The organism is Modestobacter marinus (assembly GCF_011758655.1).
GTDB lineage: Bacteria > Actinomycetota > Actinomycetes > Mycobacteriales > Geodermatophilaceae > Modestobacter > Modestobacter marinus.
Genome location: NZ_JAAMPA010000003.1, coordinates 338,599 through 355,352, shown reverse-complemented (window position 1 = coordinate 355,352; position 16,754 = coordinate 338,599). Strand labels below are relative to the sequence as shown.

Sequence of the window (16,754 nt, the reverse complement as noted above, 5' to 3'; positions counted from 1 at the left end):
CTGCAGCCGGACCTGTGGACAACCAGCAGATCGCCAGCGACAGAAGAAGGACCGCTCCCAGTCGGCGCCCCCAACCGCTACGCCCGCCGCGTCGCTGCTCAGACATAGCGCAGGTCCCGGTAGCCGGCTGCGATAGCGGCCTCGGTGCCTGGCCAGACAGACGGCGCCGGCGCGGGCTCCTCCCCTGGGCCGATGACCCACCGGTCCCCGACCCAGGCCATGCGCTGGCAGTCGGCGATGGCGATGCGGGCGGTCTGCTCCACGGTGACGGTGAACTCGAAGTTCACGCACACCACGGCGAAGTCCTCGCCCACAGTGCCCTTGATCAGCCCCATCACCGGACGGACGACGATCGCCAGCTGAGGCGACCCCGCACCGGACAGGCCCGCCGCAGACAACAGGCTCGCCATGCCGTCCACCCCGGACCACGTCTCCGGCGTCGGTCCGCTCGGAGCGGCCCAATCCGCGATCACCCGTCGCACGCCGTCCATCGAGCCGCTCTGCATCGCCGTCACGTCGATCGCCGCCAACTGCGCCAGCGCACCCTCCGGAGTTCGCGGAAAGCCGGTAGGCACGTCCGCTGGGCCAACGCCGGTGGCGCGCGGCAGCTCGAGAACGCCGGCAGCCTGGTTCGAGACCGGCCCAGGCAGCGCGTCATGCGGGTCGGCGGTCGGCATCGGCGCGGCGGCCAGCGCATCCTGCCGCGACATGTCCGGGGCAGGAGCTGCAGCCCGTCGTGCAGCGTTCCCCTCGTCCGGCTCCTCGGTCAGCCCTCCGACAACTGCCAGAACCAGTCCAGCCAGCACCGCCATCGCCACCACCGCGCTGACCACGAGCGTCGCCAGGAGGTACGCCGGGCTCCACTCCGGCGTACCGCTCCCGTGGACATCGGGACGGCGGCGCATCAGGTGCACCCACTGCCGGTGATCGATCCCAGGATGACCAGGATGACCGTGTAGGTGATGGCCACCATCACGACCACCGCGATGCCCATCGCCCCGTACCGGGAGGCATGCGGATGGGAGAACATCCGGCCCACCAGGACCGAGCCCAGCGACACGACCGCGGCGATCCCGATCAGAGCCAGAACCCCCCACTTCACCCACGCCGTCACCTGATCGGCAAAGGCCTCCACTCCCGGCGGCGCCTCCGGGCAGACCGCCGCGGTGAGCTCCACCGGCGCCGCGGTGGCAGGCCCCGCCGTCAGCACGACCAGGCCCAGGGCGACGAAGGCGACGGCTGCGGCCGTTCGTACCGCGGCATGTGCAGTCCGGCGGGGATTCACCGGGCCTCCCCCGCCGCGCCCGGCTGAGACGATGCCGCCCGACGCCGATGCCGCAGTGGCACCGCGGGCATCAGCAGCGCGACCAGCGACCGGCCGGCGGCCTCCACTCCTTTGGGCAACCGGTCCCCGGTCAGACCGGCGGTCTGCAGTCGTCGGTCGATCGGAACTCGGACCACCCGCCCCTGCGACCGCAAGTCGCGGAACCGCGGACCAGCGTTGGCCTTCACCACCTGAGGCCAGCGCGCCGCGCCCACGACGGCCACCACCACCGGCTGCTCGGCCAACTGGCTCAGCAGGTGTTCGGTCAGTCGCGCCCCGGGCACGGTCGGCCGGCAGACGACGACGGTGCGCGTGCGGCCGGCGGCCAGTCGGTCCAGGTCATCCGGAGCAGGCAGCCCGAGGTCGAGGACGGTGACCGCCGGTTCCTCGTTGATCGGGAGGACCGGCCAGCCGTCAGGCTCCACGTCCGCGACGCGGCGGTCGATCGTGACGCGGTCGCGGGAGCCCCGTCGCCAAGCGCCGGCGGCGTCGGTGCCCAGCTCCGCCGACGCTGCGGCGATCAGTCCCGACCGGCGGGGATGCGCCGTCTCCACCAGGTGCACGCGCCGGTCGGTGGCTGCGGCGGCATCGCTGATGGCCAGCGCCACCGTGGAAGCGCCCGCACCGGCGTGTGCCGCTACGACCGTGATCCAGTCAGCGGCCAGCGCGCCGCTGTCACCCCTGCCTGGGACAGCCGCGGGCGCGCTGTCACCCCCGCTCTCGCTTCGCGACGGCGTCCTGTCACCACTGTCAGCCCACCGCTCGCACCGTGCGTTATCCCGGGCCCAGGGCGCCTTGCTGTTCCCGTCGGACCATGAGCGGCGCGGGGTTAGATCCGGTGCACCCACCGGAGCAGGGTTCTCGGACACGGAGAGCTCGTGGAGACGCGTCGACGCCACCGGCCTGGTTGCGGCGGCTCGCGGACGACGGACACGCAGCTCGCGAAAGGCCTGCTGGATTTCCGCGACCGACAGCTGTCGATCGTCGGGGTCGACGTCGCCGCCGTTGGCCACACCGCCCGTCACGGCGCCGGCTTCGTCGAAGTCCCGCAGCAGCGGGCTCACGCGACGGCCGCCAGATACTGCCGAGCCACGCCGCGCAAGGTGGTCAGCGTGCGGTTTCGCCGGCGGTACAGCGTGCGCGTCGTGATGCCGTGCGCGGCGGCGACCGCCTGGTCGGCGCACCGGTGTTGACGGTCGCGGCTGCACTCGGTGGCGATCAGCAGTGCGACGTCCTCGGCGTCGACCCCTGAGCGCACCGCCCACTGCAGCAAGTCGACGACGTCGAGGTCCTCCCCCTCCTCGCCGGCAGAGGCAGACGCGATCCGAGTGATGTCGCCGGTCGCCGTCAGGACCTCGACCCGGTCGGGGTGATAGCGGCTGCTGGGGCGCAGTTCGGCGAGTACCGCCCGCCGGGTCTCGGCGCGCAGATTCGCCGCGATCGCTCGAGGCCGGCGTCGCCACGGATAGCAGCGGATCTGGCAAGCAAGTTCACCGACGACCACGGCGAGGATGTCGGGGTTCAGGTCTGCGAGCTGCCTGGCCATCGTCCGCACCAGCCCGCTGAGCAGATGAAGCGTCAGCAGCAGCGCGTCGTCGTCGCGGCCACCGTCAACAGCGGCCAGACGGACGAGCGCGGCGAGCACTGCGTCGCGGCGATCGTCCGTGTAGCCCTCGGCCCAGACGGCGAGCAGGTCGTGGACGCTGCTCAGCCCGGCCAGGCCTGGTTCGGTGGCTGCCCAACGGACGAGGCTGGCGTCGCCGTCCAGACGTGCGGCGAGCGCCGGCCAGCTGCCGACGATGGTGGGGTCGTGGAACATGTGCGGGTCCTCCGGCATCGGTCTGATGCCGTCGACGCTCCGCAGAGATGTTCAACGAGTTGTCACCCTCGGCAGGGGTGACAGGTGACCGTCACGTCACCCCGTGACCAGCGCTGTCCCGCTGTCGCGTCCCGGGAGTCTCGGCATCCCGCAGTAAGGGGGGTGACGGCGCGGACGACGGCGCGCTGGGCCTGCTGACACGGTGTTCGGCCCTCGCGGAAGTGGCTTTGCCTCGGAAAGCTGTCGGTTGTCGCCTCTACCGTTGCCGCATGATCATTGAATCCAAGCGCTTCGTCGGCGGGCACGAGATCAAGCCTGGCGCGCGCATCCCACAGCCCACGAACCTGCAACACAGTCCTCTACAGCTGTTTGCCGTCTGCGATGAAGTCAATCCGGATCGTTGGCACGCTGAGATCACAGTGCTCGGTAAGACGGTGCTCGAGACTGAGCAGTACGACACCGACTTCCAAGCCGCACGGGCCGCCGAACAGCGGCTGGTCGACAAGTTGACTCTCTTGCTTGCCGAGTAGTTCAGCATCACCTCGGGGCGGAGACGCCTTGCGGCCGGCTTAGGAGACCTTGGCCCCATCTGGCCTCGGAGTCTCTCCGCCGGCATTGGAGCCTGAGCTTCTGAGAAGGCACCTCCTGACCGTGGTGCCTAACTGCGGGGTGACCGATTGTGCTCAGAAGGGCAGCGGTTTGAGGTGCTCGGTCAGCTCAGTCATCTTCACCAGGTAACGGGCCGCCACCTGCAGGTGCGTGAAGGCGGTGTCCTCGTCGATTATCTGCCCGGTCGGGTGACCCGCGTCGTTGCGGCTGACGCGGAGCAGATCCGCGATGGCGTCAAGGGTGAGGTTGTCTGCGAGCCCAGTGGGCAAGTCTGACCTGATCGGTTCCAGCCGCTTGCGAAACTCCTCGAAGCGCTTGTAGTAGCTGCTCGCCGGGTTCGTCAGCAGCTTCCGCATCTGGGGCGAGTCGCCTGGCTGCCCGTCGATGAAGGCCTGAGCGAGATGCCCGAATGCGCTCTCCGAAGCGACCCCGAGCATCACCGAGGTGGCCAAGAAGCACCGGGCATTGAAGGCGCCCAGCGCCTCCTCCACGTAGCGCAAGGTGGCAACGTCCATGCTCGGGGCACGCTCGCGCAGTCGCTTCAGGTAGCCAGTCGGGTCGCGCGGCTCCCAGCCGCCGCCAGCGGCCACCTTGATGCCGAGGGCAGATGCTCGCCATCGCCAGTTGTCGGTGCCCGATCCCTGACCCGCCCTGTCGAGGTAGGCGAGGCCGTCGCCGACGAGCGCCCACAGGGCCTCGGATGCTTGGTGCGCTCGGCAGCCGAACCACTCCATGGAGCTTCGCTCGAATGCGGTGAAACGGGTATCGGCCTGAGGGGTGGCTAAGTGTCGGAGCACAGCGTTTCGAAGTTCATCCACGACGCCCACCTAACCCGGGACTGCTGCACGACCAGGTGACAGGTTGGGTCAGGCAGCCTGAGCGGCCAGTGTGGGGACGATGGTCTCGTACTCGATGGGCGTGAGTCGACCGAGGGCGTCCTGACGCCGCCGGCGGTGGTAGGTGCGTTCGATCCAGGTGACGATCGCGATCCGCAGCTCTTGCTGGGTGCGCCAGTGGCGGCGGTCGAGCACGTTCTTCTGGAGCAGGGCGAAGAACGATTCCATGGCCGCGTTGTCGCCGGCCGCGCCGACTCTGCCCATCGAGCCGGACAGCTGATGCCGGTTGAGGGCGCGCACGAATTTCCGGCTGCGGAATTGGGATCCGCGGTCGGAATGCACGATGCAGCCGGCCACGTCAGCGCCGTCGGCATGGCGCCGGGCGACGGCGTTGTCCAGCGCGGTGACCGCGAGCCGGGACTTCATCCGGGAGTCGATGGAGTAGCCGACGATCCGGTTGGAGTGCACGTCCTTGATCGCGCACAGGTAGAGCTTGCCCTCGGCGGTGCGGTGTTCGGTGATGTCGGTCAACCACACGGCGTTGGGCGCCTCGGCGGTGAACACCCGGTTGACCCGGTCGTCGTGCACCGGCGGGCCGGGACGGCCGCCCTTGCCCCGGCGAGGCTTACCGAACGCGCTCCACCAGCCGTTGGTCGAGCAGATCGCCCAGGCGGTCCGGGCAGTCATCGGCTGACCGTTCGCGGCGGCCTCGTCGACGAGCAGGCGGTAGCCGAACTCCGGATCGTCCCGGTGGGCGTCGAACAGCGCATTGGCCCGGTGCGCCTGGGTGAGGTCGCTGGTGGTGACCGGGTCGGCCAGCCACCGGTAGTAGGGCTGGCGGGCGATCTTGAGAACCCGGCACGTCACCGTCACGGCGATCCCGTCGACGGCGAGCTCACGGACGAGCGGGTAGATCATTTTCCCGGCAGATTCGCCTGCGACAGGTAGGCCGCCGCGCGGCGCAGGACCTCGTTCTCCTGCTCGAGCAACCGGATCCGCTTGCGGGCCTCGCGCAGGTCCGCGTTCTCCGCCGCCGTGGTCCCGGGCTTGACGCCGTCTTCGACGTCAGCGGCCTTCATCCAGTTCGTCAGACAGGACTCGCTGATCCCGAAGTCGGCAGCGATCTGCTTCAGGTGCTGGCCCGGCTCACGGTTGCGGGCGACGTTCACGACGTCGTCGCGGAACTCCTTGGGGTAGGGCTTGGGCACGGTGAACATCCTTCCAGCGGCACCTCTCGGCACCACAGATCAGATGTCACCTACTCGTGCAGCAGTCCCCCCGGTCCCCCACTATCCCCGAGGGCACTGGCGCCAGACCCGTCGTGCCTGCTACTGCCGCGGCTTCAGTCGCGCCGCACTACAGCGGGTTGATGCCGCCGCCCTGCTAACCCTTGCCGAGCACCGCACCCAGGCCTCTACCGACTCGATCCTTGAGAGATCTTCACGCAGTACAGATGCAGAAGAGTGCGGCCAAGCTGCTCGCTCGGTGCAGGATGGAGTTGACCCGCTTGCGTGGACACCTCGTTCCTGCGGTCTGAGGTTCAGGCCGCGGTGGTGAGAGTGTGCCGTGCTTCGAAGGTCGCCGGCGCGATCTGGCCGAGAGCCGAGTGCCGCCGGCGCGGGTTGTAGAACGTCTCGAGGTAGTCGAAGACGGCGAGCTTGGCCTCGCGTCGGGTGGCGAAGCGACCGCCGGGCTGCTGGTCGAACAGTTCGCACTCGAGGGTGGCGAACACGCTTTCAGCCAGGGCGTTGTCGAAGCAGTCCGCGACGCTGCCCATGCTGGCCAGCGCCCCGTGCCGGCGTAGCTCGCGTTCCAGGGCGTGGGAGCTGTACTCCCCGCCGCGGTCGCTGTGGTGGATCACGCCGGGCACCCGGCCGCCACGTCGGTGCACCGCCATGGTCACGGCGTCGACGACGAGGTCGGTCTTGCGGTGGGAGGCCATCGACCAGCCGATGATCATGCGGCTGAACACGTCGGTGACGCAGGCCAGGTAGAGCCAGCCCTGCACCGTGGGCACGTAGGTGTGGGGTCGGGCCGCAGCGCGGTGCCGGTCTTTCGACCGGTCCGTTTCTGCGGCCCGCCTCCCGAACCGGACGTGCGACTTCCACCGCATCCGGCTCTCCGCGTGTTCATGCCGCCGTGGTGGCGCTTGTCCATGGGGTCGGGATACGAGTGCCCCGGTAGCGGTAGCGCTCGATGGCGACTGCCGTGGGCCGGAAGAACTCGATGCCTTCCGCGCGGATCTTCCAGCCAGGAAGGAACCGGCGGACCAGGGTGTGCATGTTCAGTCGGGGGTGTCGTTTGCGCAGCCAGCCAACGATGCGCCAGAAGGCGTAGTGGTCGACGTAGCCGAAGGTGCGCGAGGACACTCCGTGACGGAAGTAGGTGCACCAGCCCCGCAGCACCGGGTTGATCCGGCGCAGCAGGTCAGCAAGCGTTCGGTGGCTGGCTCGGCGGGTCAGCGTCCGCACCTTGTCCACGATGGAGGCCAGCGCCTTCTTCGCGGGGTAGGTGTAGATCGCCTTCTTGCCGGTCCGACCTGCCCAGCGGCGGCGTTGAATGCGCCAGCCGAGGAAGTCGAACCCGTCGTCGATGTGGCAGACCCTGGTCTTGGCCACCGAGAGGCGCAGGCCCATCGGCGCCAGCACTGCGCCAACTTCGTCCCAAAGCGCTTCGGCGTCGCCGCGCTGGCCGTGCAGCAGGATCACGAAGTCATCCGCGTAGCGGACGAGTTTCATGACCGGCTGCCCGGCACGACGACGCTTGGCGCGTGTCCAAGACGGGCCGAGCGCCGCCCATTTTGCGGCGAAGTGCTCGTCCAGCACGGACAGGGCGATGTTGGCCAGCAGCGGTGACAGGATCCCGCCCTGCGGAGTGCCGGTGATCGTCTCCCGGTTCAGCCCGTCCTCGGAGAGAACGCCTGCCTTCAGGAACGCCGTCACCCAGCTCAGCACGCGTTTGTCTCCGATCCGATGCCGCACTCGGCCCAGCAGGGCCGAATGGTCGATCTGGTCGAAGCACGCCTCGATGTCTGCTTCGAACACCCACTCGTAGTTCCGGGTGGGTGAGGCGAGATAGTGAATCTCGGCGATCGCGTCCTGCGCTCGGCGCCTCGGGCGGAAGCCGTAGGAACACGGCTGGAAGTCCGCCTCGAAGATCGGCTCGAGCACCAGCTTCAACGCCGCCTGCACGACCCGGTCACGGGTAGTCGGAATCCCCAGTCGCCGCAGCTTGCCCGACGTCTTGGGAATCGTCTTCTCCCGCACCCGCTCCGGCGAGAACTGCCCGGCCTTCAACTCGCGCCGAAGATCAGCCAGCAACTCACCGGCGCCATCGCCGACCGATCGCGGTGCGATCTGATCGACTCCGGCGGTTCGCGCACCGGCGTTGCCCCGCACCCGGTCCCACGCGACGGTGAGAAAGGCCGGGTCATAGACGAGGTTGGCCAGGTCATCGAAGCGGCGGCCAGGATCGGCCGCCGCCCAACGGTGCAGCTTGGTCTGCATCGCCAGTACCCGTGGGACGGCTTGGGACAGCTCCGGCCACGGTGCGTCGGTGTTCACCGTCGACCTCCTGATGATGCGGCTTCGCCGCGAACACACTGGACCCCTTCGCCATGTGACCGGCTTTCCCGGCCTCGGACTACTACGGGTCCTCCGCCCCATCCCGCCGGCATCGGCCGGCGATGCGCGTTCCCGCCGGGCAGCTGGCTGCTGCCCGGGAAGGGGACCGGCGGGATGGTTCCCACGTTCACTCTCGAACCGTTCGACGGGGTCGGCGCCCAGCTATGCCCCTGCAGCATCGCCACGGCTACGCCGCAGGCCTTCACCGTGGCCTCCCGACCGGCGACATCGACCGGCCCAGGAGTTCCCCGATCGGCCACGCTCTTGGCCATGCCGATCGAGTGCGCGCTGCTATCCAGCCCAGATCCGCCAGGTTGGAGCTGGTGGCTCTCTTGAGGGGCGTTCAGCCGCTGGTTCCTCACGTACGCCTTTCCGTCTCGCTTGCCGGACCCGAGCCATCTGGCGGTGCTGACCCGTTCCGTCGTTGTCAGGGCTGCTTCCGCTCTCCTCCGCATCCCCGGAATCAAGCTGCCCTCAGCTTCACCGGCCCGCTGCGACGGACCGGCCGCGGTGTCCTTCCACCACCGCACGGTTCGAGAGCGCCTCGTGGCGCTCAACGTCGGCCACCCACAGCTGGTTCGGCGCGGTCGCCACGAACTTGCGGTCCACCCGGTCTGGGGCGGCCTCCGCTCGCGGGTCTTGCTGGGTGATCGAGAACGACCGCTTGCGCCGGTGACAGCCGACGATCTCAGCCTGGCGCATCAGCCGGGCCACGCGCTTGCGCCCCACCTGCACGCCAGCCTCGGCGAGCTCGGCATGGATCCGGGGCGCGCCGTACACCCGGCGGTTGTCGTCGAAGGCCGTGCGGATCTGGGTGGTCAGCACCTCGTCGGCCACCGTCCGCGCCGAGGGTGGGCGACGCAGCCAGGCGTAGAAGCCCGAGCGGCTGACCTTCAACAGCCGGCACAGCGCGGCAACGTCATAGTGTGCCTTCTCCCGGTCGATGAAGGCGAACCGCGTCACCTCGTCGACTCCGTCACGAAGAAGGCCGCCGCTTTTTTCAAGATCTCCCGCTCGGTCTTGAGCTTCGCGTTCTCCCGCCGCAGCCGGGTCAGCTCGGCCCGCTCCTCGGCCGTCAACGGCAGCAGCCCGCTGGAGTCGGGCTCGCCCCGCTCGGCGCGGTCGGCCTTGACCCAGTTGCCCAACGTTGTGTCGTTGATCTGCAGGTCACGAGCGACCTCGGCGACCGTCTTCCCGGTCGCGCGGACCAGCTCCACGGCCTGCTCCCGGAACTCCGGTGAGTACTTGCTCGGTCGGCCCATCAGGACCCCTTCCTCGGGCGATGTGCCCAAGATCAGGGTGTCCACCGAAGCGGGTCAACTCCATTCTCCGGCGGTCTGTGGATAGTGGGCCTGTCTCCACATCCCCGGATGCAAGGCGTCCTCCGCGCCTGTGCCGCGTCGTTGCTAGAGCCCGAAGGCCCCACCCTCGACAAGAATGACGACACCGAGGCCGATGAGGACCAGCGGGAACAGCACGTCCTCCCACCGCTCGAGGAACTCAGCGATCGCCTTTCGAGTGGCGACGAACCGTGCCGCGACGACCAGCACGGCGACCAGGGCCAGGAAGACGACGCAGTAGGCGACAATGCCGGCGGTACCGATGGTGGCGAACACCGGTACGTACACGCCGATGTTGTCTCCGCCGTTGGCGAAGGTGACCGCGGCGACGGTCAGCGCGGCCACCGACTTGCCGGCGACCTTGTCCTCGTCGTCGTCATCGTCGTCGTCGCTACGCCAGGCTCGCCACGCCGCGAGCAAGCCCAAAGCCAGCGGGATGAGCCCGAAGTACGGAATGGCGTCCTCGGGCAGGAAGCTCCGCGCTCCCAGGGCGACCAGCACCGCCGCGGCCAGGATGGCGCCGAAACCGAGGTACTGGCCGGCGAGGATGCGCGCGGTGGTGCCTGACTGGCCGGCGCCGCGGGCGTAGAACAGCGACAGCACGATGATGTCGTCGATGTTGGTGGCCACGAACAGGCCGATGGCCTGCGCGGTCCAGGTCGCGAGTTCCATGACGCCCTTTCAGGAAAGTGGCCAGCCCCGCCAAGGCGGGCCGGTCCGGCCGTCGGCCGGTGTGATCGGGTACCTCGGGGTGCACGATCGGGATCGCTGTTCGCCTATGGCATCGGCGTTGGACGATGTTAACAGCATGCGCGGGCCGCCCGACAGGTGCCGCTGCTGCGCCTGCACCGTCCCGTGCTGCTCGATGGCGGCACGGAGCCCTGGCCCTGGATAAGGCCGAACTCGAAGCTTTCATCGTCAATAACCGATACTAGCGAGTTCGACCGATGGAGGCTGTGGCGTGCTGATGAACCGGATCGAGACGATGGTGGTGGACAGTGGTCCCCGGCGAGGGCTGCAGCGCTGGTACGAGACACCCGCATTACTGCGGCTCGGGGGCAAGCTCCCGCCCGGGTCGCGCGCTCTGGAGCTGGGCTGCGGAGCCGGCTACGGCACGGGGCTGATTCTGGAACAGTTCGGTGCCGAGCGGGTGGATGCCATCGACCTGGACCCGCAGATGGTGGCGCGGGCCACCCGGCGGCTGGCACCCTACGGCGGCCGGGTCCGCCTCAGCACCGGCGACGTCACGGATCTGCGGCGGGTGCTGGACGCCCCCGACGGCGGCTACGACGCGGTCTTCGACTTCGCGATCCTGCATCACGTCGAGGACTGGCAGGCAGCCGTGGGTGAGATCGCTCGCGTGCTCCGCCCCGGAGGTCGCTTCTACTTCGACGAGGTCACTGCCGACGCACTGGCCACCCGGGGCTACCGCTGGCTGTTCGAGCACCCCACGCACAACCGGTTCACCGCGGCCGAGTTCGTCGCCGAGCTCGAGCGCCAGGGACTCGCCGTCGGCAGTCGGTGGCTCACCCGCATCCGGGGGCACTACCTGCTCGGCGTCGCCGACCGGGCGGCTCACGCGCCAGCCTGAGCGACTGTCCTTCGCCGGACGGCACCCGCCCGCCTCGTTCAGCAGTGCAGCCGCAGCCGGCACGCCCGGCAGCTGCTGCTCAACATTGCCCGGCTCCGGCCGGGGCGGCACGTCCACCGCGCGGCGCCGGGCACTGTGAACCGACCTGCCTGTTGCCCAGGTCCCGGCCACCACCTAGCATCGTTGCGTGGCGATGAAAGCGCAGCGGAACGCCCCGGCCGCGATGGCGTCGGCCGGTAGCGAGACCGCCGCCCTCTCTCCTGCGGCATCGCTGTTCCACAGCCTGTCCGACCCGACCCGGTTGGCGATCCTGCGCCACCTGGCAGCCGGCGAGCAGCGTGTGGTGGACCTGACGACGCGCCTGGGCTTGGCCCAGTCGACGGTGTCGGCGCACCTTGCGTGCCTGCGCGACTGCGGACTGGTCAACTCGCGCCCGCAGGGCCGGGCGTCGCTGTTCTCCCTCTCGGCCGGGCCGCGGCTCATGGCACTGCTCGCCGCGGCCGAAGGGCTGCTGGCAGAGACCGGGGACATTGTCGACCTGTGCCCCACCCACGGTGCGGCTGCCCGAGCAGCCGCAGACACCTGCTGAGCGGCTCAGGCAGCCGGACCGCAACACCGTGACGGAGAAGGTCGAGTGCCGTCGACCAGACGCCGCGGGACAGCAGGCGGCGGGGGCCGCGGATCGGCGCTCGCCCTGCCGGGTCAGGAGTGGGCAGCCAGCTCGTGGCCGGTGTGGGCGACCATCTCCAGCTGGAACGTGCTGTGCTCGACGCTGACCGGGAAGTGCTCGGCTAGGCAGGCCTGCAGCTGGTCGAGCACCTGTGGCGCGTGACCATCGAAGAAGCACCGGTCCTCGACCACGACGTGGGCGGTCAGCACCGGCAGGCCGCTGGTGATCTGCGAAGCATGCAGGTCGTGCACCTCCAGCACGTGCGGCAAGGCCAGGAGGTGGCGGCGGACATCGTCGAGGTCCAGCCCCGGCGGGGTGCTCTCCAGCAGAACCGCCACGGTCTCGCGCAGCAGCTTCAGCGTGCGGGGAACGATGAGCGCGGCGATGAGCAGCGAGGCCACCGCATCAGCCTGCTGCCAGCCCGTGACTGCGATGACCACGGCGGCGACCAGCACCATAACCGAGCCGAGCGCGTCGTTCATGACCTCCAGCAGCGCCGCGCGCATGTTGACGTTCCCGTCGCGCGCACCGCCGCGAATGAGCACCCAGATGCCGAGCGCGTTGGCGGCCAGGCCGATGCCGCCGAAAACCAGCACCGGCGTGGCCGCCACCTCTGCCGTCGCCGGCTCGAGCAGGCGGCCGACCGCCTCGACGGTGACCAGCACACCCACGGCCAGCAACACCGCCGCCTGCAGCGTCGCGCCGAGCACCTCGGCCCGCCGGTAGCCCCAGGTGCGCTGAGCGGTCGGCGGACGCAGCGCCAGCGTGGCCGCGACAAGTGCGATGAACAGGCCGGCGGCGTCGGTGCCGGCGTGCGCGGCGTCGGCCAGCAGCGCCAAAGAGCCCGACAGCAGCGCGCCAACGACCTGGACGACGAGCACCGAGGCGGTCAGCGCGAGCACGACCGCCAGTCGCCGGCGGTTGCCCTCCGCACCGTGGTGACCGTGCGCGTGGTCGTGTCCGCCGCTCATCGCGGCACTTCCTGAGTAGCGGAGAGGCGGCCGATGCCGGGCACGAACCGGCCGGCCTGCGAGGCGTAGGTGGCGTACGCCCTGCCGTGCGCGCTGCGGAGGTATGGCTCTTCGACGACCCGGACTTGCAGCTGAACGGCGGCCACAAGTGCGACCAGCGCCAGCACGCTGATCCAGGTGGGCACCATGAGCACCACCCCGGCCTGGGCGGCGACCATCGCGGTGAAGATCGGGTTCCGGACATGCGCGAACACGCCGCCGGTGACCAGGTCGGTTCGCTCGGCCGGGTCGACGCCGATCCGCCACGAGGCGCCCATGCCGGTCTGCGCGGCCAGCGTCGCGGCGAACCCGCCCAGCGCCAGCAAGAGGCCGGCGGCCCGGACGCCCAGCGGCGGGTCGGCGGTCACGACGTCGGCGACGGCCAGCAGCGGGCCGACCAGGCCCAGCACCATCGCGACGGCGAACAGCACCCCGCCCCACCAGCCGGCGTCTGCCGGAGAACCGGAGATGCCGACGAACCCGGTCGACCCGGTGCGGCGCAACTGGACCCAGGACCGCACACCGAACAGCACAACGAGGGCGATGACGTAGAGGACGAGCGCGGCGACGGTCACGACGCGGCCCCCGTTCCGTACACCGGGCAGAGCGCGACCTGGTCACCGGTCGCGGCCAGCAGCTTCTCCGCCGAGGCGAGCAGCGAGAGCAGCTCCGGCTGGGTGCTCAGCGACCACAGCGACGCACGGCCCTGCGGCTTGCTCTCGGCCAGGCCGCAGTCCCGCAGGCAGGCCAGCGCCGCGGACACCGAGCTCTGCGCCGGACCGTCCAGATGCCGAGTGAGGTCCACGACCCGGTGCGGGCCCAGCATCAGGTGGCGGACGATCGCCAGCCGCATCGGGTCACCCAAACTGCGGAACAGGGACGCAGCCGTCGACAGCGCAGCAGCCTCATCGACCGGCGGCGCGGTCGTCTCCGTGTTCGTCGTCATTGGCACAGCGCCGGCTCCATTCATCGCGTGGAGACGATGATAGCGCCAAGCGTCAAAGATCAACTGTCGTTCCGCTCCACACCCCGGAGGACCTACGCCGGAGTCCCGGACCCTGAGATCAGGTGGCGGCCGTGCTGATGGCAGGAAGGAGCGCCTGCTCCGCTGCGGCTGCATCAGTGTCCAGCACGGGCGGCGGCGTGGGGGTGCGAGCCAGACCTACGGCAAGTCCGATGGTGGCGGCGAAGAGGATCACCTCAGCGCCGGCCAGCCGAAGAAAGGCAGCCGGCCGCTCGGCCCGCAGTGCCGGAAGTGTTCGGCGGCGGTGCCAGGCGGCGAGCCCCAGCAGTCCCACGAAGGCCGCGACCTTCGCCAACAGCACGACCCCGTAGCCGGTGCCGACCAGCTGATAGGGGCTGGAGAACCGCGTGTAGGCGGTGACTGCACCGCTGCCGGCGACGACCACCGCCAGCGGTAGGGCGAGGCGGCTGAACCGCTCGACCGCGGTGACGCGCCCCGGGCCGGCGAGCCGAGCGGCGAGCATCAGCGCCAGCAGGCCACCGGCCCACAGCACGACGCCGAGCACGTGCAGTGCGACGGCGGTGACGGCGAGGTTGTGGTCGGCTTCGTCGGCGGAGTGGGAGGTGAAGGCCGGCGGAATGGTCGCGGCCAGGGCGATGAGGAGCAGCACCCGCGCCCCGGCCGGGTGCAGGACGGTTCGGGCGAAGGCCGCCACCAAAGCGGCGAGGGCGGCAACGATCACGAGATTGCGGCCCTGCTCGACGCTCTCGACGAAGCTCCAGACGCCGCGCAGGGAGACCGCCGAGAACCCCGTGCCCAGGAAGTCGGCCAGCAGCACCGGCAGCGAGGCCAGCGAGGCCAGCGCCCAGGCCACTGCGCCCCAGCCGGCCAGGCGCACCCACCGGTAGCCGGCCGTGCTGAGCACCGTGTCACCGGGCACCAGAACCACGGCTCCGAACAGGCAGCCCACCGTCAGCACGGCGGCCGCGTCGGCGATCAGCCGCAGAGCGGGCACCAGCCAGGCGATAACGGGCGGCGGGGCCGGGATGCCCGGCACCGAGACAACGTCAGCGGCGCCGCCGGCCCACAGCGTGAGCAGGCAGACCACGAGGGCCGCCAACGTCGAGGCGAGCACGAGGAGGCCTCGGCGCACCCTCGCCGGCGTCGGCGCGCTGTCGACCGGTGCTTCAGCCACCGGTGGAGCTGCGACGGCGCAACGCCAGCCACGTCCCGGCCACGAGCACCACTGCCGCCGCGGCGAGGAGCACCAACAGGCCCCAGCTGCTGCCCGCGTCGCTGTGCGTGTCGCTGTCGGCGGCCGGGGACACCGCGGTCTCCGTGTCCGGAGTGGGTGCGGGTGTGTTCACCAGGGGCGGCTCAGCCGGCGCCGACTCCGTCGCCGCACCGCCGGTGCCGGTGAGGGTGAAGGTGAGCTGGCCGGAGACCGGGTGACCGTCGTCGGAGACGACTCGGTAGGCGACGATGTACGCGCCGTCACCGCGGGTGCTGACCGGCTGGGACACCACCGCACCGTCGATGGTCACCTCCCCGGAGGTGACCGACTCCCCGTCCGGGGAGGTGACAGCGATCTGGGCGAACTCCGAGGTGACCGCCGAGGAGAACGTGAGGGTGACAGTGCCCGGAGCGGCGGTCAGCGTCTCCCCGTCCGCCGGCGTCGAGGACTGCAGCCCGGTGTGCGCCAGTGCCGTACCACCGCTGAGGACGAGCAAGAGCGAGGCTAGGGTCGTCGCCGCGGCGACGATGAGGATGCGTGGCACGGATGTCTTCATGATCCTCAGTTGCAGCAGTCGCAGCCGGGCTTGCAGCCACAGGCGTCGTCGGTGGATTCCAGGGCGCCGGGGCGCAGCGCCTCGGCCGGTGAGCAGCAGTTCTCGCCGCGCCAGGCCTCCCGCCCTTCCTTGAGCGCCAGTCCCGCGATGACCAGGGCGGCGATCGGGTCGGCCCACGACCAGCCGAACAGACTGTTGAGGGCCAGCCCCACCAGCAGGACGGCGGAGAGGTAGGTGCAGATCAGCGTCTGCTTGGAGTCCGCGACCGCTGACGCCGAGCCGAGTTCGCGGCCGGCGCGGCGCTGGGCGTAGGACAGGAACGGCATGACCGCCAGGCTCAGCGCCGCTAGCACCAGCCCGACGCTGGAGTGCTCAGCCTCCCCGGAGCCAAGCAGGGAGCGGAGCGCGTCGACGGTGACGAACGCCGCCAGGGCGAAGAACGAGGCGCCGATGACCTTCAACGCCACCCTCTCCCGCGCCTCGGGGTCGCGGCCGGCGAACTGCCAGGCGACGGCCAGCGCCGAGGACACCTCGATGACCGAGTCCAGGCCGAACCCGATCAGCGCCGACGACGATGCCCGGGCACCAGCGGTGAGCGCGACCGCGGCCTCGATGACGTTCCAGGTGATGGTCAAGGCCACGAACAGCCGGATACGTCGCGCCAGGAGCGCGCGCCGGTCGGCGGTGAGCTGAGCCGGGTGCAGGGCGGTCACGACAGCGCCTCGGCCGTCGCGGTGCCGGCGTTCAGCGGCTGGGCGGGGCCAACCACGGCGGCCAGCAGCCGCGTGCCGGCCTCGGTGAGGCGGTACATGACCAGCTTGCCGTTGCGGCGGGACGTTGCGAGAACCGCCGTCCGCAGGATGCGCACGTGGTGAGAGACCAGGTTCTGGGACAGCTCGGTGATCCAGGCCAGGTCACACACGCACAGCTCCTCCCCGAGGGAGAGCGCCGAGGCGATCCGCAGCCGGGTCGGGTCACCCAGGGCCTTCGCCTGGTTGGCACGCGCGCGGACCTGCTCCTCACCGCTCAGCTGGGCGCGGACGGCCTCGGCATGCGGCAGATCCAGGCACAGCAGATCGCAGGTGTCGCTGCTCATCGGTCCCCTTCGTTCTCGACCCGATCTCAGGACCAACGCCCCAACGGACGTTGTTATGTTGGTATCACGTTGGCGTCGAAGG

General features: G+C 70.1%; 21 protein-coding genes. 3 read left to right on the top strand and 18 right to left on the bottom strand.

The window, feature by feature from the left end; translation table 11 throughout:
- Positions 1–98 precede the first annotated feature (98 nt).
- From FB380_RS22710 to FB380_RS22695, 4 genes are all read right to left on the bottom strand, one after another.
- A complete protein-coding gene (locus FB380_RS22710; RefSeq protein WP_166757761.1) occupies positions 99–905 on the bottom strand; it encodes a hypothetical protein in 807 nt (268 codons plus the stop codon).
- Positions 905–1,177, bottom strand: a complete 273-nt coding sequence (locus FB380_RS22705; RefSeq protein WP_229682373.1) for a hypothetical protein — start codon at positions 1,175–1,177, stop codon at positions 905–907. The genes FB380_RS22710 and FB380_RS22705 overlap by 1 nt, the downstream gene beginning before the upstream one ends.
- A gap of 104 nt (positions 1,178–1,281) precedes the next feature.
- Positions 1,282–2,388: a hypothetical protein gene (locus tag FB380_RS22700; protein ID WP_166757595.1), complete on the bottom strand. Its 1,107-nt coding sequence runs from the start codon at positions 2,386–2,388 to the stop codon at positions 1,282–1,284.
- On the bottom strand, positions 2,385–3,143 hold the full coding sequence (locus tag FB380_RS22695) for a hypothetical protein (protein WP_166757594.1): 759 nt from the start codon (positions 3,141–3,143) through the stop codon (positions 2,385–2,387). Before FB380_RS22695 ends, FB380_RS22700 begins: the two co-directional genes overlap by 4 nt.
- A gap of 269 nt (positions 3,144–3,412) precedes the next feature.
- Between FB380_RS22695 and FB380_RS22690 the strand changes: the two genes are divergently transcribed.
- Entirely contained in the window at positions 3,413–3,673 is a 261-nt protein-coding gene (locus tag FB380_RS22690) for a hypothetical protein (protein ID WP_166757593.1), read from the top strand.
- Between the two features lie 153 nt (positions 3,674–3,826).
- Here the strand turns inward: FB380_RS22690 and FB380_RS22685 are convergent, their stop codons facing one another.
- The 7 genes from FB380_RS22685 to FB380_RS22655 all read right to left on the bottom strand — a co-directional run bounded on the left by FB380_RS22685 (position 3,827) and on the right by FB380_RS22655 (position 10,223).
- The gene (locus tag FB380_RS22685) at positions 3,827–4,486 is read right to left on the bottom strand and encodes a hypothetical protein (protein ID WP_166757592.1); all 660 of its coding nucleotides are present in this window, start codon (positions 4,484–4,486) and stop codon (positions 3,827–3,829) included.
- A gap of 132 nt (positions 4,487–4,618) precedes the next feature.
- Positions 4,619–5,796 (bottom strand): IS3 family transposase gene (locus FB380_RS22680; RefSeq protein WP_249523877.1). Its coding sequence is split into 2 segments (ribosomal slippage): positions 4,619–5,509 and positions 5,512–5,796, totalling 1,176 coding nucleotides; the frame shifts between segments, so codons are not numbered across the junction.
- Between the two features lie 332 nt (positions 5,797–6,128).
- Positions 6,129–6,605 (bottom strand): DDE-type integrase/transposase/recombinase, encoded by a 477-nt coding sequence (locus tag FB380_RS22675; RefSeq protein WP_166757591.1) that lies wholly within the window; start codon positions 6,603–6,605, stop codon positions 6,129–6,131.
- Between the two features lie 112 nt (positions 6,606–6,717).
- Positions 6,718–8,151, bottom strand: coding sequence for a group II intron reverse transcriptase/maturase (ltrA, locus tag FB380_RS22670; RefSeq protein WP_208383957.1), 1,434 nt, complete (start codon positions 8,149–8,151; stop codon positions 6,718–6,720).
- Positions 8,152–8,691: 540 nt separating this feature from the next.
- A complete protein-coding gene (locus tag FB380_RS22665) occupies positions 8,692–9,174 on the bottom strand; it encodes an IS3 family transposase (RefSeq protein WP_166757589.1) in 483 nt (160 codons plus the stop codon).
- Complete coding sequence (locus FB380_RS22660) at positions 9,171–9,473, bottom strand: transposase (RefSeq protein ID WP_166757588.1); 303 nt, start codon at positions 9,471–9,473, stop codon at positions 9,171–9,173. Before FB380_RS22660 ends, FB380_RS22665 begins: the two co-directional genes overlap by 4 nt.
- A 144-nt stretch (positions 9,474–9,617) precedes the next feature.
- Positions 9,618–10,223 carry a cadmium resistance transporter gene (locus FB380_RS22655; RefSeq protein WP_166757587.1) on the bottom strand — a complete coding sequence of 202 codons (606 nt, stop codon included), beginning with the start codon at positions 10,221–10,223 and terminating at the stop codon, positions 9,618–9,620.
- Positions 10,224–10,518: 295 nt separating this feature from the next.
- Between FB380_RS22655 and FB380_RS22650 the strand changes: the two genes are divergently transcribed.
- Positions 10,519–11,142: a class I SAM-dependent methyltransferase gene (locus tag FB380_RS22650; protein ID WP_166757760.1), complete on the top strand. Its 624-nt coding sequence runs from the start codon at positions 10,519–10,521 to the stop codon at positions 11,140–11,142.
- Positions 11,143–11,335: 193 nt separating this feature from the next.
- A complete protein-coding gene (locus tag FB380_RS22645) occupies positions 11,336–11,731 on the top strand; it encodes an ArsR/SmtB family transcription factor (protein ID WP_166757759.1) in 396 nt (131 codons plus the stop codon).
- 113 nt (positions 11,732–11,844) lie between these two features.
- Here FB380_RS22645 and FB380_RS22640 read toward each other — a convergent pair whose 3' ends face one another.
- The 7 genes from FB380_RS22640 to FB380_RS22610 form a co-directional block, all read right to left on the bottom strand.
- Positions 11,845–12,783 carry a cation diffusion facilitator family transporter gene (locus FB380_RS22640; protein WP_166757586.1) on the bottom strand — a complete coding sequence of 313 codons (939 nt, stop codon included), beginning with the start codon at positions 12,781–12,783 and terminating at the stop codon, positions 11,845–11,847.
- Entirely contained in the window at positions 12,780–13,397 is a 618-nt protein-coding gene (locus FB380_RS22635; protein WP_166757585.1) for a methyltransferase family protein, read from the bottom strand. Before FB380_RS22635 ends, FB380_RS22640 begins: the two co-directional genes overlap by 4 nt.
- Entirely contained in the window at positions 13,394–13,768 is a 375-nt protein-coding gene (locus FB380_RS22630; RefSeq protein ID WP_166757584.1) for an ArsR/SmtB family transcription factor, read from the bottom strand. Before FB380_RS22630 ends, FB380_RS22635 begins: the two co-directional genes overlap by 4 nt.
- Positions 13,769–13,886: 118 nt before the next feature.
- Positions 13,887–14,981, bottom strand: a complete 1,095-nt coding sequence (locus FB380_RS26140) for a copper resistance D family protein (protein WP_166757583.1) — start codon at positions 14,979–14,981, stop codon at positions 13,887–13,889.
- Positions 14,974–15,564, bottom strand: a complete 591-nt coding sequence (locus FB380_RS22620) for a copper resistance CopC family protein (RefSeq protein WP_166757582.1) — start codon at positions 15,562–15,564, stop codon at positions 14,974–14,976. Before FB380_RS22620 ends, FB380_RS26140 begins: the two co-directional genes overlap by 8 nt.
- A gap of 17 nt (positions 15,565–15,581) precedes the next feature.
- Entirely contained in the window at positions 15,582–16,289 is a 708-nt protein-coding gene (locus tag FB380_RS22615; protein WP_166757581.1) for a cation diffusion facilitator family transporter, read from the bottom strand.
- Positions 16,286–16,672 (bottom strand): ArsR/SmtB family transcription factor, encoded by a 387-nt coding sequence (locus FB380_RS22610; RefSeq protein ID WP_166757580.1) that lies wholly within the window; start codon positions 16,670–16,672, stop codon positions 16,286–16,288. The genes FB380_RS22615 and FB380_RS22610 overlap by 4 nt, the downstream gene beginning before the upstream one ends.
- Positions 16,673–16,754 lie beyond the last annotated feature (82 nt).